This is a genomic window from Proteus sp. NMG38-2, from assembly GCF_020640995.1.
In the GTDB taxonomy this organism is placed as follows: domain Bacteria; phylum Pseudomonadota; class Gammaproteobacteria; order Enterobacterales; family Enterobacteriaceae; genus Proteus.
Window position 1 is genome coordinate 2,690,878 of the sequence record NZ_CP085481.1, and the last position, 25,090, is coordinate 2,715,967.

24 protein-coding genes are annotated in these 25,090 nt (G+C 34.2%); 13 read left to right on the forward strand and 11 right to left on the reverse strand.

The genetic code is table 11. The annotated features are described in order from the left end of the window. The first annotated feature begins 125 nt into the window (after positions 1-125). Positions 126-905 carry a PhzF family phenazine biosynthesis protein gene (locus tag LG402_RS12915; RefSeq protein WP_227335701.1) on the forward strand — a complete coding sequence of 260 codons (780 nt, stop codon included), beginning with the start codon at positions 126-128 and terminating at the stop codon, positions 903-905. Between the two features lie 108 nt (positions 906-1,013). Next, positions 1,014-1,424: an acyl-CoA thioesterase gene (locus tag LG402_RS12920; RefSeq protein WP_072068555.1), complete on the forward strand. Its 411-nt coding sequence runs from the start codon at positions 1,014-1,016 to the stop codon at positions 1,422-1,424. Positions 1,425-1,654: 230 nt separating this feature from the next. On the opposite strand, the gene LG402_RS12925 is transcribed toward LG402_RS12920, so the two are convergent. From LG402_RS12925 to LG402_RS12950, 6 genes are all read right to left on the reverse strand, one after another. Further along, positions 1,655-1,972, reverse strand: coding sequence for a hypothetical protein (locus LG402_RS12925; protein WP_166540694.1), 318 nt, complete (start codon positions 1,970-1,972; stop codon positions 1,655-1,657). 132 nt (positions 1,973-2,104) lie between these two features. Then, complete coding sequence (locus LG402_RS12930; RefSeq protein WP_227335702.1) at positions 2,105-3,778, reverse strand: YadA-like family protein; 1,674 nt, start codon at positions 3,776-3,778, stop codon at positions 2,105-2,107. 432 nt (positions 3,779-4,210) lie between these two features. Continuing rightward, positions 4,211-4,840, reverse strand: a complete 630-nt coding sequence (locus LG402_RS12935) for a CatB-related O-acetyltransferase (protein ID WP_109407840.1) — start codon at positions 4,838-4,840, stop codon at positions 4,211-4,213. Between the two features lie 257 nt (positions 4,841-5,097). Next, positions 5,098-6,189, reverse strand: a complete 1,092-nt coding sequence (locus LG402_RS12940) for an NADH:flavin oxidoreductase/NADH oxidase (protein ID WP_227335703.1) — start codon at positions 6,187-6,189, stop codon at positions 5,098-5,100. Positions 6,190-6,515: 326 nt separating this feature from the next. Then, complete coding sequence (locus LG402_RS12945; RefSeq protein WP_109407842.1) at positions 6,516-6,794, reverse strand: DUF2798 domain-containing protein; 279 nt, start codon at positions 6,792-6,794, stop codon at positions 6,516-6,518. A gap of 295 nt (positions 6,795-7,089) precedes the next feature. Next, positions 7,090-7,428: a DUF5713 family protein gene (locus tag LG402_RS12950; protein WP_166540697.1), complete on the reverse strand. Its 339-nt coding sequence runs from the start codon at positions 7,426-7,428 to the stop codon at positions 7,090-7,092. 154 nt (positions 7,429-7,582) lie between these two features. On the opposite strand from LG402_RS12950, the gene LG402_RS12955 reads away from it, so the two are divergent. From LG402_RS12955 to LG402_RS12965, 3 genes are all read left to right on the forward strand, one after another. Then, positions 7,583-8,314, forward strand: a complete 732-nt coding sequence (locus LG402_RS12955) for a hypothetical protein (RefSeq protein ID WP_227335704.1) — start codon at positions 7,583-7,585, stop codon at positions 8,312-8,314. Between the two features lie 697 nt (positions 8,315-9,011). Next, positions 9,012-9,677, forward strand: a complete 666-nt coding sequence (locus LG402_RS12960) for a response regulator transcription factor (protein ID WP_109407845.1) — start codon at positions 9,012-9,014, stop codon at positions 9,675-9,677. Then, on the forward strand, positions 9,678-11,081 hold the full coding sequence (locus LG402_RS12965) for an ATP-binding protein (RefSeq protein WP_166540699.1): 1,404 nt from the start codon (positions 9,678-9,680) through the stop codon (positions 11,079-11,081). Positions 11,082-11,162: 81 nt separating this feature from the next. Here LG402_RS12965 and LG402_RS12970 read toward each other — a convergent pair whose 3' ends face one another. Further along, on the reverse strand, positions 11,163-11,489 hold the full coding sequence (locus LG402_RS12970) for an AzlD domain-containing protein (protein WP_166540700.1): 327 nt from the start codon (positions 11,487-11,489) through the stop codon (positions 11,163-11,165). After that, positions 11,489-12,151 (reverse strand): AzlC family ABC transporter permease, encoded by a 663-nt coding sequence (locus LG402_RS12975; RefSeq protein ID WP_166540701.1) that lies wholly within the window; start codon positions 12,149-12,151, stop codon positions 11,489-11,491. Before LG402_RS12975 ends, LG402_RS12970 begins: the two co-directional genes overlap by 1 nt. 84 nt (positions 12,152-12,235) lie before the next feature. Between LG402_RS12975 and LG402_RS12980 the strand changes: the two genes are divergently transcribed. Beyond that, positions 12,236-12,796 (forward strand): helix-turn-helix domain-containing protein, encoded by a 561-nt coding sequence (locus LG402_RS12980; RefSeq protein WP_166540702.1) that lies wholly within the window; start codon positions 12,236-12,238, stop codon positions 12,794-12,796. A gap of 92 nt (positions 12,797-12,888) precedes the next feature. Here LG402_RS12980 and LG402_RS12985 read toward each other — a convergent pair whose 3' ends face one another. Then, on the reverse strand, positions 12,889-13,743 hold the full coding sequence (locus tag LG402_RS12985) for a D-amino-acid transaminase (protein ID WP_227335705.1): 855 nt from the start codon (positions 13,741-13,743) through the stop codon (positions 12,889-12,891). Between the two features lie 194 nt (positions 13,744-13,937). On the opposite strand from LG402_RS12985, the gene LG402_RS12990 reads away from it, so the two are divergent. Then, a complete protein-coding gene (locus LG402_RS12990; protein WP_109407851.1) occupies positions 13,938-14,516 on the forward strand; it encodes an HdeD family acid-resistance protein in 579 nt (192 codons plus the stop codon). A 101-nt stretch (positions 14,517-14,617) separates the two neighbouring features. Here LG402_RS12990 and LG402_RS12995 read toward each other — a convergent pair whose 3' ends face one another. Further along, positions 14,618-16,237, reverse strand: coding sequence for a hypothetical protein (locus LG402_RS12995; RefSeq protein ID WP_166540704.1), 1,620 nt, complete (start codon positions 16,235-16,237; stop codon positions 14,618-14,620). 597 nt (positions 16,238-16,834) lie between these two features. Between LG402_RS12995 and LG402_RS13000 the strand changes: the two genes are divergently transcribed. From LG402_RS13000 to LG402_RS13015, 4 genes are all read left to right on the forward strand, one after another. Further along, positions 16,835-18,091, forward strand: coding sequence for a mechanosensitive ion channel family protein (locus tag LG402_RS13000; RefSeq protein ID WP_227335706.1), 1,257 nt, complete (start codon positions 16,835-16,837; stop codon positions 18,089-18,091). Between the two features lie 358 nt (positions 18,092-18,449). Next, the gene (locus LG402_RS13005; RefSeq protein ID WP_227335707.1) at positions 18,450-20,882 is read left to right on the forward strand and encodes a DMSO/selenate family reductase complex A subunit; all 2,433 of its coding nucleotides are present in this window, start codon (positions 18,450-18,452) and stop codon (positions 20,880-20,882) included. An 11-nt stretch (positions 20,883-20,893) separates the two neighbouring features. Beyond that, positions 20,894-21,511 (forward strand): DMSO/selenate family reductase complex B subunit, encoded by a 618-nt coding sequence (locus LG402_RS13010; RefSeq protein WP_023581764.1) that lies wholly within the window; start codon positions 20,894-20,896, stop codon positions 21,509-21,511. A gap of 3 nt (positions 21,512-21,514) precedes the next feature. Then, positions 21,515-22,291, forward strand: coding sequence for a dimethyl sulfoxide reductase anchor subunit family protein (locus LG402_RS13015; RefSeq protein WP_227335708.1), 777 nt, complete (start codon positions 21,515-21,517; stop codon positions 22,289-22,291). 71 nt (positions 22,292-22,362) lie between these two features. Here LG402_RS13015 and LG402_RS13020 read toward each other — a convergent pair whose 3' ends face one another. After that, positions 22,363-22,905 (reverse strand): DUF924 family protein, encoded by a 543-nt coding sequence (locus tag LG402_RS13020; protein ID WP_166540707.1) that lies wholly within the window; start codon positions 22,903-22,905, stop codon positions 22,363-22,365. Between the two features lie 699 nt (positions 22,906-23,604). Between LG402_RS13020 and LG402_RS13025 the strand changes: the two genes are divergently transcribed. Together LG402_RS13025 and LG402_RS13030 are read left to right on the forward strand one after the other, a co-directional pair. Then, positions 23,605-23,784, forward strand: a complete 180-nt coding sequence (locus LG402_RS13025; RefSeq protein WP_109407857.1) for a GhoT/OrtT family toxin — start codon at positions 23,605-23,607, stop codon at positions 23,782-23,784. Positions 23,785-24,158: 374 nt separating this feature from the next. Beyond that, the gene (locus LG402_RS13030) at positions 24,159-25,064 is read left to right on the forward strand and encodes a helix-turn-helix domain-containing protein (RefSeq protein WP_227335709.1); all 906 of its coding nucleotides are present in this window, start codon (positions 24,159-24,161) and stop codon (positions 25,062-25,064) included. Positions 25,065-25,090 lie beyond the last annotated feature (26 nt).

Here is a 25,090-nt window from a genome sequence, read left to right on the forward strand (position 1 = left end):
TAGGCATGGCTTTTTGCTTTTATACCCTGTTATTTAAAGGTGATTTTTATATATTGCACCTAGTATTTAAAACACTTAATCTCATTATCTTCTATTGATTGATAATTTATCACTAAGGTAATGGAATGACTGTTCTTCCTATTTATTATGTTAATGCCTTTTCTTCTACACCTTTTTCAGGGAATCCCGCAGCTGTCGTTTTGTTAGAAGAATGGTTGCCAGATGCCACCTTAATTACACTTGCTAGTGAGATTAATTTACCTGAAACCGCTTTTTTAGTGGATGATCACATTCGCTGGTTTACACCAAAAATAGAAGTACCATTATGTGGACATGCCACATTAGCCACCGCATTTGTATTAAAGACGATCAAACACGCTCCAGATAATTTATTTAAATTTCATTCACTTTCAGGTGAGCTCACCGTCTCTTGCCAAGATTCATTTTTTACGCTTGATTTTCCAACCATTCCAGCAACGTTAAATAACGGCATAAAATCACAACTCGAAACACAACTTAATTTAATCATCAATGAAGTTTGGCAAGCACATGATCGTTATGTCTGCTTTTTATCTGATCCAAAAACAGTCATTAACTACCAACCTGATTTCACTCAAATCGCACAGTTAGATTTACCTGGCGTTATTATTACAGCTAAAGGCAATAAACCTTTTGATTTTATTTCTCGTTTCTTTGCACCTGTAAAAGGGGTTAATGAAGATCCCGTTACTGGTACATCTCACTGTGTATTAGCTCCTATTTGGAGTGATAAGCTAAATAAAAAACAATTACACGCAAGACAAGTCTCAAAACGAGGTGGAAATATCGACTGTGAATTAAAAAATGGTCGTATTCTACTTACCGGTGACGCGACTCTTTTTCTAGCAGGTGAAATTACCTTTTAATTACTGACGACATTATCAGCCATTCATCTACTTTGCTTTCAATTTACTCTATTTTATACTGTGGGGAAAATTTCCCTACAGTATCAAAAAGAAGAAGGCTTTATTGTTATGTCTATCTCTGACTTATCTCCTGAACTGCAAGATAAAATCAAAAATTCAGTTACTCGCGTTTCTAAAGTTATCTTTCCAACCACAACTAACCATCACTCCACACTCTTTGGTGGTACTGCATTAGCTTGGATGGACGAAGTGTCATTTATTACCGCCACACGCTTTAGTCGTAAACGCCTAGTGACTGTCTCAACCGAAAAGATTAACTTTAATCATCCGATCCCATCAGGCACGATTATTGAACTAGTCGGTGAAGTTATTCGTGTTGGACGTACTAGCTTAACGGTTAATGTCTCAATTTTTCTGGAAGATATGTACGCTGAAGGACGAGAAGAAGTGATCCATGGCCAATTTAATTTTGTAGCTGTCGATAATGCCGGAAAACCCACGCCATTATTCGACAAATAGCCTCTTATAAAGAGTACTATCTCTCTTTTGACCTGCCTTAATTAAAAAGTACATGATTTTATTATGTCGTAAATTATTCTTAGTAAGAACAAGACATTAAAATAATTAATTCAAATGGATATTTTTCAATCAATGATAAATATTCAATAAAATCAAATAGTAATAAGATTACTAACATGTAAGACAAGAGTTATCCACAGTTAATGTGGATAACTGTATACAACAGAGAATTAGAGAACACAGATCTTTATTACTGAAAATTCAATCTGACAAACTGTTAATTTCATTCCCATTTTTGCACTTTCAGCAATAACTATATCAACAGAGTGTGAATATCTTCGGCCCACTTCAAGCGCCAAATCGATGGAAGGTTCAATGAGCAATATTACGCCAACATCCTCATTATCCCCAGAGAGGTCAGTAAGCGATCTTATTTGAATGAGTGGTTTCATTATATTGTTAGCAATTTCTTGCGCTTTATCTGTTGCGGCTTGATTTACTCTTACTTGCTTTTCTATACAGCCACCACCAGAATGAAGATAGATCATGATAGTCTCATTATAAAAACAAAGGTCGTTATCCTTATTATTCAAATCGACGGCATAAAAGCCAGTCAATCCTATAAGAAAAAACGACCTTATTTCTCATTATTATCCTAAGCAATATTATTTAGTAGACACTTACCAGCCATAAGAAACACCACCACCGACAACACCGCGATCTTCCGTATTCCATGAAGCTGAAACACGAATAATTGCACTTTCTGTTATTTGATACTGAGCACCTGTTGCAAGTGCATTAGCATCTCGATAATTACCAACCCCCACACCTAAACTAAAAGTGTGAGCCGTCACATAGGGAATATTCGCCATAGCTGCAACGGAAGCGATACCAGCACTTGCTCTCTTATCTGCCTTATCAATTTTATTATCCATATTTTTCAGTGCAATATCGTTATCAATAAAGATATTTTTAATTTTATTATTGGTATATTCATTTGCAATAGAGATAGAGTCATGTTTTGATCTTTCTATATATTCCTTCAACGATTCATCTCTCTCACTAATAATGCTATTAGTGATATTAATATACTCATTTCCTTTTTGATTAATATACTTCTCACGCTCCTTTATTATTTTTTCATTATTTTTTCCAATAAGCCCTTCCATACCCGATGCTATTTTACTAATTTCTATATCCGTATAACTATTAGCACTTTTTTCTGATGCTTTAACTTGCCCTTCTGTTGATATTGTAATTTCATTTCTAACATTATCAATATGCTCAACTATTTTTACATCATGCTGATTAACTTTAAAATCAGTATACTCTTTACCACTATTTTCAACTTCAATAAATCTATTGTTTGTGTAATTTTTAATATCCTTTTCAGACTCACTAATTTTATTATCAGTATAAGACTCAACACCGGCTTTCATGTCTGAAAGTTTATCTTCGGTATAAAGGTAGAATTCATTTTTTTCTTCATTGATATAATTAATAATTGTATCTTGATGTTCGTTTATTTTACTATCAGTATATTGATTTGATTTTTTATTTGCATCATCAGCCAATACCTTTGCTTTAGATTCACTTTGTTTTAATACAGCTTCACTTGCTTTAGAGATATCATTTTGTATTACTTTGTTATTTTCATTTATTTGAGTTGTGGTTGCTTTGAGTAGAGTATTTTTTTCTTGCTCAATTTTATCATTGATGACGACATTATTGTCACGAATACGCTTATCAGCTTCAATAAGAATATTATTTTTCTCTTCTTGCAGTTGAGAAACATTCACCGCATCTGTATCTTGTGTTCCTGCTGCAACATTAATAATTTGTCGCTGATTTTTATCACTGCCTATTGATAGCGTATTATCTCGATTATTACTGCTTTTATCACCTAATATAATAGCATTACTTGCTGTTCCTGATGACTTACTGCCAATAAGGACCGAATTTTCAGCGCTATCTGAAAGGCGGCTTCCACTGCCTAATATCACCCCATTTTCCGCATTATTTATTGCACCTTTACCTATACTAATTGCATCCTTACCTTCACTATAAGCTTGAGAGCCAATAGACAGTGAACCTTCGCCAATAGCCATTGCCCCACTTCCTAATGACAATGCATTATCCCCTATTGCCGTACTTTTATGACCGATTGCTGTTGCATTTTTACCTTCAGCGCCGGCATTAGCTCCAATCGCTGTTGATTGGTCTGAATGTGCCCACGTATTATATCCAACTGCTGTCGCCTCATTACCATCTGCTTTACTATCTCCACCTAATAAAGTGGTATTGTTGGCATAAGAAAATGTAGATGAAAATAATATAATAGCCAATAGTTTCATCTTAAAACTTATATTGCAAATCATATTTATATCACTCCATAATTAATAAACTCATACATAGAGTAATATGTATTTTATTTTTTACACATTATATATTTTACAAAATAATTTAATTCCACTCAGGAATTTCATTATAAATGAATAATAACATTGATATATAATTATATAATCAATAAAAAAATAAATTACTATTTTTTTATTTTCAAAATAAAATCAACCACTAAAGAAAAAAGACAAATAATAAAAAAATAAGAATGGTTTTTAATATTAAAAACAAGATCTATTTTAATAAAATTAAAATGTTTTAAATTTTGAGATAAAGATCAAATAATAATAACGCTATTTTTTTATATTTTAATAGCATTATAAATTTATATTACAACAATAACTAAGTATAAATCCCTAAACATTTTTATGTTTAGGGATTTATGTTTATTCAATAAAAGTCGCTTCTGCGATTAATAATTTATCAATTGAGGATTGACATAAATAAGGCCTAAGAGCTTCAAATTTTTTCTCTGACCATTGATAAATTTTTAACGATAAAAGTTGCTCAATCACATTTGGATCAAAACGGAATTTAAGATGTTTCGCTGGCGTTCCACCTACAATACTATAAGGCTCCACATCTTTGGAAACAACACTATTAGCAGCAACAATAGCCCCTTCACCAACAGTGACTCCAGGCATTATCATTGCACGCATTCCTATCCATGCACCATCCTGAATATGAGTATCACCTTTACCTATATAAGCTTCTTCAATTTTATCCATAAAAGGATATAGAGAGAACCAGTCCATACGATGAGTATGGTTTCCGCCCATTAATATAACGGCTTGTGCACCAATACAAACATAATCACCGATATATAATTTATCAATTTCCCATAATGGTTCCCATTGCAGGCTAACTTCATCACCATAAAGATAGCGCACAACAGAAGCTTCAAAACCCTCATCCCAACAATCACTGTAATAACTATGTTGTCCTTTGATGATAATGTTTTTATTTTTTACTGTTTCATGTAGATATTCTACACGTGACCAATGCTTATTTTTCATAATATGACTCGCTATAAATTAATGAGTCATCAAAGAATGCTTAATTCTCTGATGATGTGTTCGCATTCAAAACACATCGCCTTAAGCTATCCTAGGTTGAAGTAATAAAGGATTTTGTTTCATTTTACTTTATTATCCTGTCTCTTTATTCGATAAACTTATACCACTATTGTTATCTGTCATCATAAGCTTTATTGACGAAAAAACCACGGATAATCTACATAACATTTTATGACTATCCATGGTTTAAGAAATGACTATTTAAAAAAATCTTTACTCCCATGAGGCGCACAACGTAAATATTGAGGCGCTACTTTTATGGTTTGCTTCAGTTTTTCTGCCGCATGCCAAGGCCAACGAGGATCGTATAAAATACCTCGACCTAGTGCAATAAAGTCAGCTTGCTCTGTTAATAAAATAGCTTCAGCTTGTTCTGGCTCGGTAATAAGTCCAACCGTAATAACTGGCAATTGTGTTTCATTATAAATAGCCTGAGCAAATGGCACTTGATAATTAGGGCCTAGTTTAATATTTTGCTTATCAGATAAACCACCAGAAGAAACATGAATATAATGGCAACCTAACTCTTCAAGATGTTGCGTTAAAGCAACTGTGCTTTCAAGATCCCAGCCACAGTCAACCCAATCTGTTGCAGAAATTCTCACGCCAACACAAACATTATCAGAAACAGCATTTTTCACTCCAACAAAAACATCTGCTAATAACCGACTACGATTATTAAAATCACCACCATACTGATCTGTTCTATCATTTGATAATGGGGATAAGAATTCATGCAATAAATATCCATGAGCGCCATGAATTTCAATAACATCAAAACCTGCTGATTCTGCTCTTTTCGCTGCCTCAATAAAGGATTGCTTTATCTCTTCAATTTCTTCAATAGTCAGAGCATGAGGCTGATGATTTTTTCCAAAAGGAATTGCTGAAGGTGCAACTTTTTGCCAACCATAAGGATAATCTGGTGCTAATGATCCGCCACCATTCCAAGGTAAATCAGTTGATGCTTTGCGCCCCGCATGGGCGATTTGTATACCAATTTTAGCAGAGGAATATTGCTTAATATTATCAACCAATTTTTTTAATTCACTGCCATGCTGATCAGACCAAATGCCTAAATCTTTATAGCTAATACGGCCTCTCGGTTCAACAGCAGTTGCTTCCACAATCACAAGCGAAGCACCTGATAATGCAAGCTGCCCATAATGCATAATGTGCCACGTTGTCGGATAACCATCTTGTGCTGAATATTGGCACATTGGCGCAACAATAATACGATTATCTAACTGATGGGGGCCTAATTTTTTAGGGGAAAACAACAAACTCATATAAAGCCTCCTGCTACCAATAAGAATTTATGCAAAGAAAATTACTTTGCTTATAAATAAATGGATTTAATATACAAGTTTAAGGCTATCGGATCTTATCCATCAAGGCGATGCCCTACTTCACATTGTGATGATAAATACTTTATTTCTTAGTTATTATTTATTCTTACCTAAACCTTATAGTTATTAAAAAATGTAAAAGTTACTCAATAAACTATCACCTTATTTTAATCTGCTACAACGGAATAAGATATTATTTCAAACGTATAAAACAAGAAATGAACAACATGAAAAAGATCAGCACTAAATACTGATCTTTTTTCTAATTAGTCATTCGATTTTGCAGGCTTAACCAGTAACAGAGAGAAACGTCTTGCGATAGGCAATACAAATAAGACGGTTGGAAAAGCAATCATCCAAGAGATCCCCCAAGAGCTTAACCATGGGGAGATAACATACATACCCATTCCTAACGATTTGACGGTACTAATAAAAGCAACAATACCTGACATAATAAAAGAAAGGAAAAAAGGAACAAGAAAAATCATTGCTCGAGTAGGCAGTTTAGGAATACCTAAAAAATAATTTTTGTCATGAAAAGACATAGTGAAAGACCCCAATAATACGATTGTACAACGGCACATAACTGCCAATACAACAGGCTAAAACTAAGTTATATGCGTTGATTAACGTAAACGCTTACGAGTCTTATTGACTAAACTGTAGGCTAGTTTATTAATAAATATTTTTTTGTCAACTAAATTATTCTATTCTCATCTAGAGAATAAATGATATGAGATAAATATACGTTTCTTTTGTTTTATATAAAATTTATTTATATAATTAAACAATTAAAAATAATAAAAATGAGAAAACATTATCTTGTTTTCTCACACTTTTTTACCAATCTCTTGTTGCAATTAATTCTTCTATATCAGCATCTTTAAAACCATATTCATCAGCAATAATACCAAAATCTTCTGCAATACACTCTCTTGCAACGGTTTCAATCTCACTACCTTCTTCACAAAACTCCTCAGCAAGATCATTAAATTGATCTGTTGTTTCTTGAGTTAAAATATAAAGCTCTGATAAATCTTTAGGTGAAGTCGCTTCAATTTTAAAACACAGTGTTTTAAGTAAATCTTGTCCTTTTTTTACCAGGTGAGCTGGATAATACTCATCATTTTCCATCTCTTTTAAAAAAGAGTGTAAAGCTAAAACTGAATTTTTGATCATGGTGAAATCCTATTTAAGTATTTACCTTAGTGACATTAAATACATGTCCTTTTTCTGGTAAGGATATATTACTTTCTTTAATTAAATGATTCATTTCTGTTACACTGAATTTATACAACTTTAAGAGTAAATAGAATATAGGCAATAAAGTAAAATGACTAAAAAAATACGAATTATTTTTCTTTTTTTGACTATCGCTTTGCTTTCTTTTTTTATTCTTAATTTCTATTTTAAGCACTCCCCTTTAGCAACATGGAAATTTTATGGCAGTAATGGTGAATACATTACAGGTCGTTACTATCCACCAGCAAAAGACAGTGCAACAGATCTCATAATTTCAATTCCAGAAGTTCCAGAAAAAAACGGTTTAAAAATAACAAAATGGGATAATTGTCATTTAAATTTAAACAACGATAACAAAACATTGGATATCTCTTATTTTACAAATGGGCTCATTCAAGCCTCATTTTCCACAGATAATCCAATTTATATGCCTCTAATAGAGCTTAATTTTTATCAGCCTGATGATATGCATTGGTCGATAACTCGTTTAACTGATGGCACTTATAAAGGCTGGATCTGGGATAATGTCGCTAATCAATTAATTCCCATACATTACCAATCTGATAGAACAACATTAATTGAAGGCACTAACTATACACTGATGCCTGGTAGTTATTGGCTATTTCAGCGTTGGGATAATGGAGTATTAGTGGAAGAATACAATTTAGATGATTTACCTGCAAAAGATAACTTTATTCCTGAAAGCGATAAACAACGTCTAGAACACGCAAAAGCAGAATTTCAGAATATAGCGAATGAACTAGCAAAACCGTTAAATTTACCATTTGATTTACATTTATGGGATAACTCATTTTGTGAGTAATAACCACCATGTGAAATGCTCCCAGAGGGATGGGAGCATTTCTGACACAGAATGATTTAATTTATACTAAATAACACCATCTAATTTCATATAAATTCCTTTTAATAAAAATCAAATTCCTTTTAAAACACGAAGTTCTATTGCAAGAGTATAGATGAATAGAGTAAATAATTTAAATCTAATAAAATGTTGCACAACAGGGATATAATAATCCTATTATTTTATTTCAATAAAACAATAAAGCATCATTTTAATAGACATATTAATCAATGAAATTATTTTTTTATATTTATATTATCTTAAATACACCATCACATTTAATCATTCTTAACTAATGTTATATTTCATTTTAAAAAAGCAAGCATCTTAGGTAAATCATTTAAGTTAACTTAGCATAATAATGTGAGAATATACTACCTATAACAAACCAAGAATAGTAATTCTAACTTAATTCGTTTTTAAAAATTAACATTAAATGCCTTAAAATAATAAAATACAAAACAAAACTATCTAGAAACTCCATTCATATTAATACTTTATTTTTAAAGTCGCCTATTTTTAGTAAAAAAAAACATTAAATAAAATCTTATCTTACATTAAGAGTTCATTAATCAAACTTGATTTTACATTTTATTATATTGCTCAATTTTTATTTGGCTCTTATACTTTCTTAAGACGATTTTAGATAGGTATTATTATGAATATTTTATTGGTTGAAGACGATCTACAACTCGGTAAAGCGCTTTGTCGCGGGCTTGAAATTGCCGGTTTTCACCCATGTTGGGTTAGGTTACTTGCTGATGCTCGTGTTCAACTGAGCCAGCGCCCTTTTGATTTAATGCTATTAGATTTGGGTCTACCGGATGGCGATGGACAAGATGAACTTATTGCACTTAGAAAGAACGGCGAAAAAATTCCGATCATCATTTTAACGGCTCGAACTCAAATCGACAATTTAGTACAAACTTTAGATTCAGGGGCTGATGATTTTTTACCGAAGCCTTTCGCTATGCCTGAACTTATTTCCCGTGTAAAAGCAGTTAGCCGTAGAATGGCTGGTTTTTCATCACAAATATGGTCTATTGGGGATTTACAGCTTAATCCTGCAAACCATCAAGTCACCTTAAATGACGAATTGCTTTTATTATCAGGTAAAGAATATCAGTTGTTATACGAATTAATGCGTAATACTGATAATGTAGTGCGTAAATCCGAGTTAGAACAACGCCTATTTGGTTTAGATGATAAAATTGAAAGTAATTCACTTGAAGTCCACATGCATAATTTGCGTAGAAAAATAGGAAAAGAGCGAATTATCACTGTGCGTGGTGTGGGTTATTTATTAAAAAAAGATGCTAACTAAATGAAGATCCGTTCTTTCTTTATTTACACCATTGTTCTTCAAATTATCTCTATTGTTATGCTTTGGGGCGTATGGTTAGCTTGGATACAATTTGATTATCTTGCTGAGTTTGAAAAAATTTATAATAAACAACAAGAAATTATTGCTGAGGGTTTTGCTAATACCTTAGAAAGTGTTGCTGATCAGCCTGAAGTCCTTAAAGAAATCGCTCATAACTTACAAGGTATGTATATAGATGCCATGCTCAATGGCGAAGATGATGAATTACAATATCTGCCGTGGTTTATTGCCTTAGATGCAAATAATACTCTGATTTATACTAACCGCCCTGAATTACCTATTCCAACCAGAGTGCTTTCATTAGCATCCGAAAAAGTCTCTGTGGCGGGTGAAAAGTGGATCCTCTCTTTTAGTTGGGGAGAAAAACACAAAATAAAAGTATTTATTGGTGAATCCGTTGAAGATAGGGGTCATGTTATAGGTAACCCTGTTGAGGGAACATTTGTGCCCTTTCTGTTTATTCTAGCAACAGTTATTTTTGCTATTTTAATTACAGCTTATTTTAGTTTACGTCCGTTAAGGCAAGCTGCAGAACTAATTTCTAATCGTAAACCTCGTAATTTAACGCCGATTAATGTCGGTCAACAATTTAAAGAAATACGTCCAATCTTTAAAGAATTAAACCAGTTAATGGCAAGAATTGATGCAGCTAATATTCGTGAAAAACAATTTATGGCAGATGCCGCCCATGAATTAAGAACACCAATAGCTGCTGTTATTGCTCAATTACATCTACTCTCTTTAGTAGATGATCAACATGAGCGCGAAGAGATTATTGATGATATGAAACAATCACTTGATAGAGCCGCAGCTCTTTCTCATCAAGTAATTGATTTAGCACGATTAGAATGTGATGATTTTCCACTTAAAATAGAAACCCTTGATATCTATAACATCATTGGTAATGCAATAGCACAACGTGTTCCCTATGCAATTAGTAAAAATATTGAACTATCACTAAATGAAGGGCATCCATTGCCCCTTAAAACTGATAAACAAGCATTACTCTCTATATTTAATAATCTACTTGATAATGCTATTAAATATTGTCCTAAAGGTAGCCAAGTAGAAGTTACTATTGAAAATAGATATGCAGAAGGGGTTAACATTTTTGTGCGTGACGATGGGCCAGGAGTGGCAAAAGAACATATTAATGCCCTTTTTTCACGTTTTTATCGTGTTCCTGGTTCAAATGAAACGGGTAGTGGCTTAGGGTTATCTATTGCACAAAACCTCGCTAATAAAATTCAAGCCTCATTAATTGTGGCTGAAGGACTTAATAATAGAGGTATCGGTTTTATTATCACGCTACCGTTAGAAATAAAACCATCAGAAAATGATTAATTACTTGTTAATTAACAAAATATTAGAAAGGAGGCATTCATGCCTCCTTTTTCTTTTATCACCGTAGCGTTAATTGTTGATTTATTCCCAAAGCTTTATTAGCCAACGTAACCCAGCAGTCACTATTGCGGCACTAAGCACAATCATAATAAATGGCTTTTTTTGCCAAGTGAGAACACCCGCTACCCCGACACCAATAATTTTTGATATATCAGCAAGTTGATTGCCATCAAAAAATGTTGAGGTCGTTGCCACTGAAAATAAAATAACAATTGCTGATAATGAAAGTATCTCTTTTACACGAGGCGAAACACCGGACCTATTGTTAAGCAATATTCCGGAAAGACGCATTGCATATGTGCCAACAGCAAGAATAATAATTCCTGTAATAATAGATGCGGTGGACATTAAATTCTCCTTAGCACAAATAACACGCCAACTAATGACAATAAAACGGGGATCCCTACAGGTAAAAATAGTGTTGTTATAAGAGCAATGGCACTACCAATAATCGCAGCATTACGTGTTAGTTTATTTTTTAATGCTGGCAAACTTAGTGCCAAGATAATAGCAGGGAACATCGCATCTAACCCTAACATCTTAATATCAACAATAAATGATCCTAAATAAATACCTATCATGGTTCCTAAAGGCCAAACAAGTAAAATGCTCAACCCACATGCCCAAAATGCAAGTTTATTCTGTTCAGCTGTTCGTTGAGATAAACCAAATACAACACTTTCATCATTTAATATATGAAAGCCTAATAATGATTTAAGCCCTTTTCCGGGTAAATCTTTTACAGCCATACTGAAGGGAATATGTCGTGCATTAACCATCAATCCAGCAAGCGCTGCATAAATTGCACTTCCTCCCATCGCCACTACACCAATAAAAAGAAACTCAGAAGCGCCGGCTAAAACGAAAATGGATAACACTAATGGCACCCAAAAATCAAACCCTTGTGTATGAGCCAAAGCACCATAAGAGATACCAACAATACCATCTGCTAATGAAACAAGCAGAATGTCTCTAAGTACGTTATTATCAAGCCGACTGTTAATTTGCATAGAATATCGTATTTTTTATTGAACATATCGTTCATTATGTTGAACGATTTATTTTTTTGCAAGATGATTTTAAAGGAAGCTATGATGTCATCGCCTTGTGCGCCTATTGAAATTATTTCTCAGGCCCTTGCCCGAGAGAGAAAAAAAGCGGGCCTTTCGCTTGCTGAAATTGCAAGACGAGCCGGTGTTGCAAAATCCACATTATCTCAATTAGAAGCAGGCCAAGGAAACCCTAGTATTGAAACACTCTGGGCGATTTGTGTTGCATTAAACATTCCGTTTTCTCAACTTATTTCAGCACCACAATCTGAAGTCAAAGTTATTCGCAAAGGTGATGGCTTTAAAATTAGCGCAGAAAAAGCGTATTACCATGCTTTTTTACTTTCATCCTGCCCAATGGGGGCAAAACGCGATATATATACCGTAATTGCTCAACCGGGAAAAGATAGGGTGTCAGATCCTCACAGTAAAAATGTGACTGAACATATTATTATTATTAGTGGTAGTGCAATGGTGGGAACGCTAGATAATCAACAAGAATTGCAACCCGGTGATTACATTTGCTATCCCGGTGATGTTACTCATGTATTACGGGCTTTAGAGCCAGATACAACCGCTGTAATGATCATTGAACATCATAATTAATACAATAAATGATAAATTTACCGCACTGTTATATTGCAATAAAAATCTAAAAACAGTGCGATAAATTTTATTAAGTATATTTGTCTATTCAATTATTTTTTAAGTGCTTTATCAAGGTAGATCTCTCGTAGACGTTGAGACAAATGCCCAACTTTCCCCTGATTAATCTCTTCATTATCGATTGAAATTATAGGCCAAATTAACGTGGTAGCTGAGCTAATAAAAGCTTCTTTTGCTTTTTTAGCTTCATCAAGCGTAAATAAACGCTCAATAACTTTAAGCCCCTCTTCTTGCGCTAATTGAATAATTGCTTGGCGCGTGATACCTGGCAAAATGTCCTGACTCAAAGGTCGTGTAATAATTTCATTATCATGATTTACAATAAAAAAATTACTTGAACTACCTTCTGTTATATAGCCATCTTTTATTAAAATAGCATCATCAGCACCTTGTTGATGTGCATAATGTTTCGCTAAACATGCGGCTAATAATGCAACAGTTTTAATATCACAACGCTGCCAGCGAATATCGTCAACACTGACTACCGAAATGCCTTTTTTGGCATTAGGATGATTAATTACTGTGGAGTGCTGAACGAAGGCAACAATTGTGGAAGGAATAGATGAAGACGGAAAATCAAAAAAGCGAGATGAATCAGTACCTCGGGTTATTTGTAAATAAATAAGCCCTTCATGAAGATGGTTGCTTTCAATAAGTTTTTGATGAATATCGATTAATTGTAATTTCGTGATAGGAAGGGATAATCCTAATTCTTTGCACGAACGCTGTAAACGTTGGAAATGTCCGTCAAAGTCAATGAGTTGACTATCAATAACTGCAGTAACTTCATAAACCGCGTCTGCAAATAAAAAACCACGGTCAAAAACAGATATTTTAGCCTGCTCTTTAGGTACAAACTGATTATTTAAATACACAACATCAGACATTTTACCTCCGTTATAACTTTTATTAACATTTAACCTTAGCCACTACCTTACTCCTTCAATTTTATATTTCAAAGATGATTTATCACCTTCCCTACCTCTTTTTAATTATAGTTTTATTTAAAGAAGTCATGTTATATAAACAAAAATTGCTATAATTTAACTTATGTCCAAAATATAAACATAAAGAGGTTGCTATGTTAGATATTAATAAAAATAATTTATCTCAGCTAACAGAGAAACTGGTTAAAAGACAATGTACCTTAATGAATATTATCGCCACATTGGGCTTTATTGCAGGTTTTATCTGTATTATTAACCCTCTCTCTTCTGGTGTTGTTATCAGTGTATTACTCGGTATCGTTTTCTTTGCCTGTGCAATATCCAGCATTATTGGTGGCTTCAATTCTCAAGTCTCTTCAGGCTGGTCAATGCTCATCACATTATTAGCTGGTTTTATTTATCTTTTGCTGGGCTATATTTTTATTACTGATCCGCTAAACGGTATGCTTAGCCTGGCTTTTTTTATCGGTTTTCTCTTTATTTTTGCGGGGATATTGCGCCTAAATATCGGCTTCAAGCAAATTAAAGATAACTTTTATGGGTGGTTTAATATCTTGGTAGGATTTTTAGATCTCGTTATCGCCTATTTTTTACTTGCGTTTGGGCCTGAAACATCCGTAGCTCTGGTAATGGCATTGATTGGTATACAGCTTATTTTAAGCTCACTCACCATTTTATCGATAACCAGTGCAATAAAAAGAATGACTCGTTAATAGGCTATACAATAATCATATTCTTATTAGTTTTTGCTAAGCAAAGAGCCACATTATGTGGCTCTTGAGCAGAAAACTATTCTCTATATTAAGTGTAAGTATTAAGCACAAGGCAAGCGCAGAGATACTGTATACATATTCTCACCACAAAGATAACAATTCCCTGTATTCTCAAATATCATCACTTGGATACCTAATTGCCCCACTTCAATATTCGGTAGTGCATCAGCCAAAATACTTTCTAACACAGGTTCTAGTATTTCAACCATATTTATAGGTTCATTATTTGGTGTTATATCATGCAAGAAGTTACCTAAACGAGGATCATCTGCATAAATTTCCAATGTTGAACGATACACTAGCGTTCTTTCACTGCTATTCATTTTAGAATAACCATTAAAAATGATAACCATTTTCTGGATATGCATTTTTGCAACACGGTTTTTAATTTGTAAACATAAAGAAGGTACAAGCCTAATATTGACAGAATTAAAATAGCGATCACAAATTTGTGGAATAGTGACACTAACGCAAGGTTTAGGTGCAATATTTTTAATTTGCTTATTACACTCTCCCGTTAAAGAGTTATCAACAATAATACGCTCACGGCGAGAAAAACAAATATTATCGAATATATCAACAGTGAAGAAAGAGATGTAATGGATACCATTTGTTAATGCTTGATTTTCCAATCTAACAGAAACTGCAGATTTATCAGTGCAAGGCAACATTTTTAATTGGTCATTAAAATAAAAACCAACCTGAGTACTTTCACTAATATCTCGTCCTAAAATAAGATTTGCATTCACACAATAATTTTCACTGTGATAGCTTAAAATCCCATTTAATGTTGCAGGCACTTTCGGAGAGGGTAGCTTCTCCGTGGTTAATTCAACATAATAATCTCTGGATTTAATGGGCTTGGTAGGCTCGTCACTATTTTCAGATTCAGCATGAAAAATGGCAATTTGTTTTGGCTCACTCTTTTTAAACCTTACTTTAAAATTCGCAATACCATATTTATTCGTTTTGCCAACATTAACCATTTCGCCATCTGCGTTATAAATTTCGGGTTCAACGTCAAGAGTACTATTATCAACATCGTAGACTAATTTAACTTCTTTATTTGACGCATCCTCCCCCTCTTTATCCTGTAAATGCACGACAAAGCTTTTAGAGACACTTTCCCATTTACTTGGCCACTGCATAGACTCAGAACGTATTGTCAATAAATCATCAAATCGCTCACAGTTAGTCGCTGTGCAGTCAGTATTAGGATTGGCTTTTGGCGGTGTAACACGAATTTGTATCGGTGTTGCGTAATATACGATATTTTCATCATCTTCATCTTTTAATATCAATTGTAATGACGCCACACCATTACGATTTCCCGTTAATGAGATCTCTGTTGTATTGTTATCAACTATCGTAATGTAGACATCTTTATTATTGGGTAAAATTAAAATTCCTTTCGGGCTGGTACGCCATTCCGCCAAACGCAAATTAATCCCGGTTACAACAACCTCATATTTAATAACTCGATTTATCTTTACTTCATTATCCACTTCATCAGGCGATGCTTTGATCTGATTAAATTCAATCTTCACATCCGCATCAACAGCTTGAGCCTGAGCACTATGGGCAGGCGGCTGAAACGCTAGCGTTTCTTTCTCACCTTGTAAGATTTTTTGCAAACGTTCTTCTTTTGTTTCGATATCCATTGAGTGATTTCCTTTCTTTTTCCGATTCCATTTTTAGCTTAAAGCAAAAAAAACAAGTGAAAATCACAATAGAAAAAAGTCAACTGAGTATTGTTAATAAACGGAAATAAAAAACAATTAATAAACAATAAGATAAATAGGTTCACCAATAAGGCACCACGGCTTAAATAGGCAGAAAATACCTTTAGCATAAAAAATAATTTAAAATTTAAAATATTTTTGTATAAAGCTATTGACTGTTATGAAAATGTGATTAAAATCAATCTTAGAAAATATTTGTGACGTGAATCACATTTTATTAATAGGATACTTAATATGAAATCAATGACTTCTTTTATTACTCACTTGCACCAAGTTGTTGTACAATTATCATCAACTCGCTTACTGTAATTATTTGATTTAAAATAATAAACAGCTCAAAGCCAGAAATAGCCCCTCATCGCAAAAAAGACTATTTCTGGCTTTTACTCTATATATTTTCTTTTTCCTTACCTTATTTATCCGCGCACCTTTCGTAACAAAAAATTCACCTCCTTGAACTAAGATCTCTTTTCTGTACTCTTAATACACAATACACATTAACTATGAGGATATTTTATGCAGCAGCAACTGCTTACATGGATACGTCAATTCAATGAAGAATACGCTCAAGTCGCTTCTTTATTACTCGTTTTAGTCATTATTTTTCTTGTTGCCCTTGTTCTTCATTTTATTTTACACAAATTAGTCCTACCTCGAATTTCGAGCGCCATCAATCAATATGACCAAAAATGGCAAGTTTCATTAGAAATAAACAAACTATTTAGTCGTTTTGCTTTTTTAATCCAAGGTGTCGTTGTTAATATCCAAGCACTTGTTTGGATGGGTTCAGGTAAAACACAAGAAGTCCTCACCACCAGCGCCCAAGCTTGGTGCTTAATTTTCGGCTTATTGATGCTTTTCTCTATTATGGATCTGTGCATGCAGATCATGAGAAATTCATCCTCCTTTGGCCGATTACCGTTGAAAGGTATTTTTCAAAGTTTAAAACTCGCCGCTTCAGTCCTAATTGGGATAATGATTATTTCCCTGCTCATTGGAAAATCTCCCCTTATTTTACTCAGTGGTTTAGGGGCAATGACGGCAGTATTAATGTTGGTGTTTAAAGATCCCATAATGGGATTGGTGGCTGGTATTCAGTTATCCGCAAACAACATGATAAGCTTAGGTGATTGGTTAGAAATGCCTAAATATGGCGCTGATGGTGCGGTTATCGATATTAGTTTAACAACCGTTAAAGTCCGTAATTGGGATAATACTGTTACCACTATCCCAACTTACTCACTTATTTCAGACTCATTTAAGAATTGGCAAGCTATGACAAAATCGGGAGGACGTCGTATTAAACGAAGCCTTGCTCTTGATATTAATAGCATTCATTTCTTAGATAAAAAACAACTTGATGATTTAGAAAAAGCTCATTTATTAGCGCCTTATATCAAAAATAAGGAAAGTGAAATTAGTGAATTCAATGCGACTTTAGGCAATGAATGTCAAACACCATTAAACCAACGTGGCATGACCAATATCGGAACCTTCCGTGCATATGTTGAAGCGTATTTAAAAAATCACCCTAATGTTCATAAGCAAATGACCATTATGGTAAGACAATTAGCACCAACCTCAGATGGGCTTCCTATTGAAATTTATGCGTTTACCAATACAACTGTTTGGGTACAATACGAGGCGATTCAATCCGATATTTTTGATCATATTTTTGCTATTTTGCCCCAATTTGGTTTAAGAGTGCATCAATCCCCAACGGGAAATGATGTAAGAGCACTGAGATTTCCTGTAGAGAATAATCAGCAATAAATCATTTTTATCGAAAATCAGAAAGGAGATAAATTCTCCTTTTTGACTTTTTGTATTAACAAATATTTTGAATCTCTTATTTTGTTATCATATTAACAATCTTGTTTAATTATAATGTATTTAAAATCGCTATGTTATTTTTTATATATCGATTGATTGTTAAATCCTATTTAATCTATATTTCATTTACCACTAAAGTGGTATTTATCAAAAAATGTAACCATTTGTTTAATAATTATTTTTTTAGATAACGTTATTAACATTTTTTATATTGATATAAATCATTATAGGTAGAAGGGTTATAACTTAACATATATATACAACTTTACTTGTTGTGAAAAATGTTAGGGTAATGTCAATGTCAAAAATTAAAAATAATACTTCTATTACTGAAATGAGTCGGCGTGGATTCATTCAGTCTGCAGCAGTTATTTCTGGTGCTGCCGCTGTTGCAGGAACGGTTTCATTACCATTCGCTGCTAATGCTCAAACCCCCCAGGGTATTCGTCCTGATGAGACTTCAGAAACTATCAAATACAGTGCATGCTTAGTGAACTGTGGTAGCCGTTGTCCATTAAAGGTTCATGTGAAAGATGGCGTTATCCGTCGCATTTCTAATGAAACTATGTATGACGATTCAACATTCGGTCTTCACCAAATTCGTCCTTGTCTGCGTGGTCGTTCTGTTCGTTGGAAAACCTACAATCCAGACCGTTTAAAATATCCAATGAAGCGTGTTGGTAAACGTGGTGAAGGTAAATTTGAACGTATTTCTTGGGATGAAGCCACATCAATCATCGCCGAAAAATTAAAATACACCATCGAAAAGTATGGTAATGAAGCAATTTATTATCAATACGGTACAGGCTCTACCGGCGCAAACTTACACGGTAGAACCGCATGTAAACGTTTATTAAGCACTGTGGGTGGCTTTTTAAGTGATTACGGTACTTATTCTTACTCTCAATTAACAGGTATCGTTCCTTATGTTTATGGCGATATGTTGGAATCTCTGTTAACAGAAATTGAGAATTCAGATCTCGTTGTGATGTTTGGTCATAACCTTGCTGAAACTCGTATGTCAGGTGGTGGCCAGTTCTATGAAACGCTAAATGCGTTAGATAAGAGCAAAAGTAAAGTAATCATCATTGACCCTCGCCGTACTGACAGTGTGACAACACTGGGTGCAGAGTGGATACCAATTTATCCAGGTACCGATGCCGCATTAGTTGCTGCACTAGGTTATGTGATGATCCAAGAAGGTATCACCGATGAAGATTTCTTACGTGAATATTGCGTCGGTTGGGATAAGCAAACACTTCCAGCATCAGCACCTGAAAATGGCTCTTACAAAGATTACATTTTAGGTAATGGTCCTGATGGTATTGCCAAAACTCCTGAATGGGCGAGTAAATTAACCGGTATTTCTGTTGCACGTATTATCCAATTGGCACGTGAAATTGGTGGTGCAAGAGCTGCGTGGATCTCTCAAGGTTGGGGTATTCAACGTACAACCAATGGTGAACAAGCCTGCCGTTCTATTATGATGCTGCCATTAATGTCTGGTCATATTGGCCGTCCAGGTACAAATACTGGCTGTTGGGGCGGTAACGTAGCTTATCCTGTAGCAAGCTTTGCACTTCCTAACCCTGTAAAAACGCTGATCCCAACGTTTATGTGGTCTGAAGCGATTGCACGTGGTGAAGAATTAACGAGTAAAAATGCAGGTGTTAGAAATAAAGATAAACTCGATACTGGCATTAAATTTATGTGGTGTTATTCCAGTAACGTGATTGGTAACCAACACGCTGATCTGAATAAAACCCATGATTTGCTGCAAGATGAATCAAAATGTGAGTTTATTTTAGTGTGGGATAACCACATGACACCTTCTGCAAAATACGCAGATATTCTACTGCCAGACGTAACAACGGTTGAAACAAACGATCTTATCAATAACTCTTACGCAAGTGGTGCTTACCACTATGTTGTCCGCTTACAAAATGCGATTAAACCACTTTGGGAAAACCGCCCTTGCTATGATGTCTTAACCGACATTGCAGAAAAAATGGGTACCAAAGCGCAATTCACCGAAGGTCGGACTTACGAAGAGTGGATTGAATATTGCTATAACCAAATGCGTGAGAAAAACCCTGCATTGCCTACTTTTACAGAAACCAATGATATGGGGATTATCGATCGTAAATTACCTAATCGTAATCAATACGTAGCACTTGAAGCATTCCGTCAAGATCCTATCGCTAACCCATTAAAAACAGCGTCAGGTAAGATTGAAATTTATTCTGAAAAATTAATGCAAGATACTGAAGGCTGGGTTTTACCTGAAGGCGACCGTATTCCTGCTATTCCAGAATATTGTAAGAATGAAGAAGGTGTTGAAAACGTTAAGCTTAAAGAAAAATTCCCTCTGCAAATGACGGGTTTCCACGATAAAGGCCACGTTCACTCAAGCTATTATAACGTTGCTATGTTACGTGAAGCTATCCCACATCAATTCTGGTTAAACCCAATTGATGCGCAAGAACGCGGATTAAAATCAGGCGATATCGCTGAAATTTATAATGAACGTGGTCGCTTAAATATTCTTGTCAAAGTTACTGATCGTGTATTACCTGGTGTGATTGCAGTACCGCAAGGTGCATGGCGTTCACTTGATACAACAGGTGTAGATACAGGTGGATGTATTAATACATTAACAAGCTGGCACCCTTCGCCGTTTGCTAAAGGAAATCCACAACATACAAACCTTGTTGAAGTGAAACGTGCATAAGGAGTTAACTCATGAAGCAATATGGTTTTTATTTTGACTCCACTAAATGCACTGGCTGTAAAACATGTCAAGTCAGTTGCAAGGATGAAAAAGATTTAGATTTAGGCCCTAAATTCCGCCGTGTTTATGAATACGGTGGCGGTAGCTGGGCAAAACAAGACGGGATCTGGACACAAAATATTTATAGTTATTATTTATCCATTTCTTGTAACCATTGTTCAAACCCTACTTGCGTTGCAGGTTGCCCAACTGGCGCTATGCATAAACGTGAAGAAGATGGTTTAGTGGTTGTTAACCAAGATATTTGTGTTGGTTGCCGTTATTGCGAATTGCGTTGCCCTTATGGTGCGCCACAATTCGATGAGAAGAAAAAACTCATGTCTAAGTGTGATGGTTGCTATGAACGTGTAGCACAAGGCATGAAACCGGTTTGTGTTGAGTCTTGTCCTCAACGCGCACTTGATTTTGATGATATTGAAGTGATCAGAGCGAAACATGGCACAGAGTGCGGTATTGCACCAATGCCAGACCCAAGCCTGACTAATCCAAATATCGTTATCAAAGCACACAAAGAAGCAAAACCTTCTGGTGATAAAACCGGCTCAGTTCAAAATGCGGCGGAGGTATAAACCATGCATGAACTTCCTCTAGTCTTTTTTACTGTTTTAGGTTCTTCAGCAGCAGGCCTGTTTCTTATTGCTTATATCAGTAAAAAATTAGGTCAGATTGATGAGAACCAACTGCGTAATGCCAATATTTTAGCTTTAGTCTTAACATTAATTGGCTTAGGTATTGGTGGATTACACGTTGGTCAACCACTGCGTTTTTTCAATATGCTCTTAGGTGTTGGCCGTTCTCCTATGAGTAACGAAGCCTTTCTAAGTGGTGTGTTTACGGGATTTGCTTTTGCAACTGTCGCACTCACTATAATGAAAAAATGGAAAGGTTTACGTGAAATTTGTAATCTGCTTACTGTTATTTTTGGTTTAGCCTTTGTTTGGTCAATCCCTCAGGTTTACCACATTCCAACTATTGCTAACTGGAATACAGATTACACTACCTTGCAATTTTGGATGACTCTCTTAGTAGGTGGCGGTGTACTGGCAATGGCAACAGGCGCAAGACGTTTAGGCGCACTGTCCTTTATTATCGGGGCTATTATCACTTTTGCTACACGCTCAGGTTATGTCAGCTTCCTTGGCTTTACCGGCCCTCAACTGAGTGCTGACCAATCTCTTTTTTGGGGATTCCAATTAGCGGTATTAGCATTGGGTATTGTTATCGTAGGATTTACTTCCCTAAAAGCACAGGCGTCAAAAATGACACTAGTCACTTGCGCCGCTGCGGTGATTATTGCTGAGTTATCAGGCCGTATCGCTTTCTATAACTTATGGCATATTACAATGTGATCAATTTTATGGCTGATTAATCAACCATAAAAAAGAAACCAAAATGCATACCTTTTTAGGTATGCATTTTTTTAGAATGAAGAGCCAGGTTGCTGTAAAAAATCTAATTCTTCAGGTGTCGATGTACGACCTAAAATTTGATTACGGTGAGGATAACGACCATATTTATCGATAATTTCTTTATGTCGTAATTCATATTGATACGTATTTTCGTCGTTAAGTTGAGAAAATAATACGACTGCATCTTGGTGTATTTTAGCTGATTCTGAATGCATAAATGGCATTATCATAAATTTACGCTTAACGGGAGTTAGCGTCAGGTATTCAGGTAAACGAATAGCTTCCTGCGCTAAAATTAAAGCCATATTATCTTGTGCAAAGGCTTTTGGTGTATCACGCCAAATATTACGAGAAAATTGGTCAAGGATAATTATTTCAGCTAAGCGCCCTTCTATAGTTTCACGCCATGATGCAAGTTCACCACGACTTGCACTTAAACATAATTCACCAAACCTACGGCTAATTTCTTTATCAAACTGCAGATCTTTTTTAAACCATTGCTCTGGTGTGCATTCTTCAAACCAAAACGTCAAAGTTGATTGATAAGGGATCATAAAAACCACCACACTTGTTGTTTATTAATCAAAACAGCGTTTATTTTCATTAAAATAAACGTCATTGACGGGTTACTACTTTGATAAGTTACCATTTTAATATAGTGACGGCTATTAACCCCAATCCGAAACAGATATAAAAATAAATCCCCTTTAAACATTGAAAAGGGGATTTAAAATGCTTCCTAGCTAACGCTTAAGTCCATTAAGTCGCGCCATCCATAAGCTAATTTATCTACAAGTATGTATAAATGACATTCATTCCATTTGTTACATTCTGTTGATATTATGATGTAATATAATTAACCCGTACATTTTACAACCATAGAACTTATCTCTGCCTCACTACCCTGCCTTAAAAATCAGCATTTGCAAATTTCATTATTTATAGTGAAGCCACTAAAAAAGATCTATGCCGTCTTGTACTGTTTTTTTAGTGAGTATCATTTCAAGACAATAAAGATTGTTATAAATAATAATTTAAATCAATATCTTACATTTCATTTTTTGATTTTTCGGCTTTAGCCTTGTTATTATCTTGTGTGATTACACCTAAAAGAAACCAGAGATCAAAAGTGAGATGAATGTTTAAAATTTGCACATTAGTAATGACATTTATTGAAAAGTTTGCCCTATTCCTCTGTTTCTTTAACAATTTTGGAGTACAATTGCCACAGTCTATTTACTGAATGATCTGTTATGTCTGCTATCTCTGTTATTGGAATAAGCTACCTTATTGGAGCTGTGATCTCGTTTATTATTACTTTCTTTTTAACCAAAGATCCCAGTTTTGCTATGCGCCTTCTCAGTGCATTATTAATCGCACTCACTTGGCCTCTTAGCTTTCCTATGGCGCTTATTTTTTCTATTTTCAGCTAGTTTTTAATCTTATGTTTAATAAACATAGTTATATTCTATTAAATTAGAATAATAACTATTTACTGTTTTAAATTTAAATAATAAATTAATTACTTTATAAAAATAACACTTTTAGCTTAGATTTTATTTAAAAAAGAATATCTAATTGCTCGTTACTTTATTCAATAAAAACAATATTTACCGAGTTATATCAGTGTGTTATGAATAATGTTCGTTTTTTTTGAAAATAAAACGTTATTTTAAAATCTGATATAAAATAAGTATTTTTATAAATTTACATTTAAGTATAATTTCATTACAGTATTTTATGTAAATTACCTAGATACCGTCTTATTTCATATTATCAATAATAATTTTTTAATTAGAGTTAAAATATGTTTAGTGAAAATGTCATTACAGATATTATCTATTGGATTGAAGAAAACTTAGAGAAAGATCTAAAACTTGAGAATGTTTCACAAAAATCAGGTTATTCAAAATGGCATCTTCAACGTATGTTTAAAGAACAAACAGGGCTAACATTAGCCTCTTATATTCGAGCTAGACGTCTTTCTTGTGCAGCAGTTGAATTACGTTTACAAAGAACCCCCCTTCTTGATATTGCATTAAAATATCGGTTTGATTCTCAACAAACATTTTCAAGAGCGTTTAAAAAGCTGTTCAATATGACGCCCTATAATTATCGTAGAAAAGAGAATTGGCAGGCTCACGGTTTTACATTACCACTAAGAAAATTTAGTGGCTTTAATTTAGATATTGAAATTGTCACTATTGATTCCTTATCTTTAATAGGGATTGAGCATACCTATAAAGCAAATGCAATCGATTGGAATTTCAGTACCGAAAAATCACGAGAATTCTATTGGAAAACATTCTTTCAAAATGCACTATATAAGCATAACCGTGTGTATGCCATACATGATATTTTTTCAAAGAAAAACAATGAACTAACGATAAAATATGCAACAATGATGGAGAATACACCTAAAGTATATAATGCACAATTTGTAAATACTACCCATATTGAGAATGCAAAATATCTAAAATTTAGCATTCCAGAAAGATTACTCACATTAGAGTATAAAGATATTATCTATAATATTTATGGTATTTTGCTTAAAAAGCAAAATATACCGAGAAAGAAAGGATCACCCGATATTGAGGAATATATTTTTAAAGAAAACTATCCTGTTTCTGAATTAATTAATAGGCCAATACCTTTAGTTAAAGATGTGAATTACTATATTCCGATTGAAATTGATACTAATGATAAAAAATAAGATAAACTCACTCAAACCATCTATCT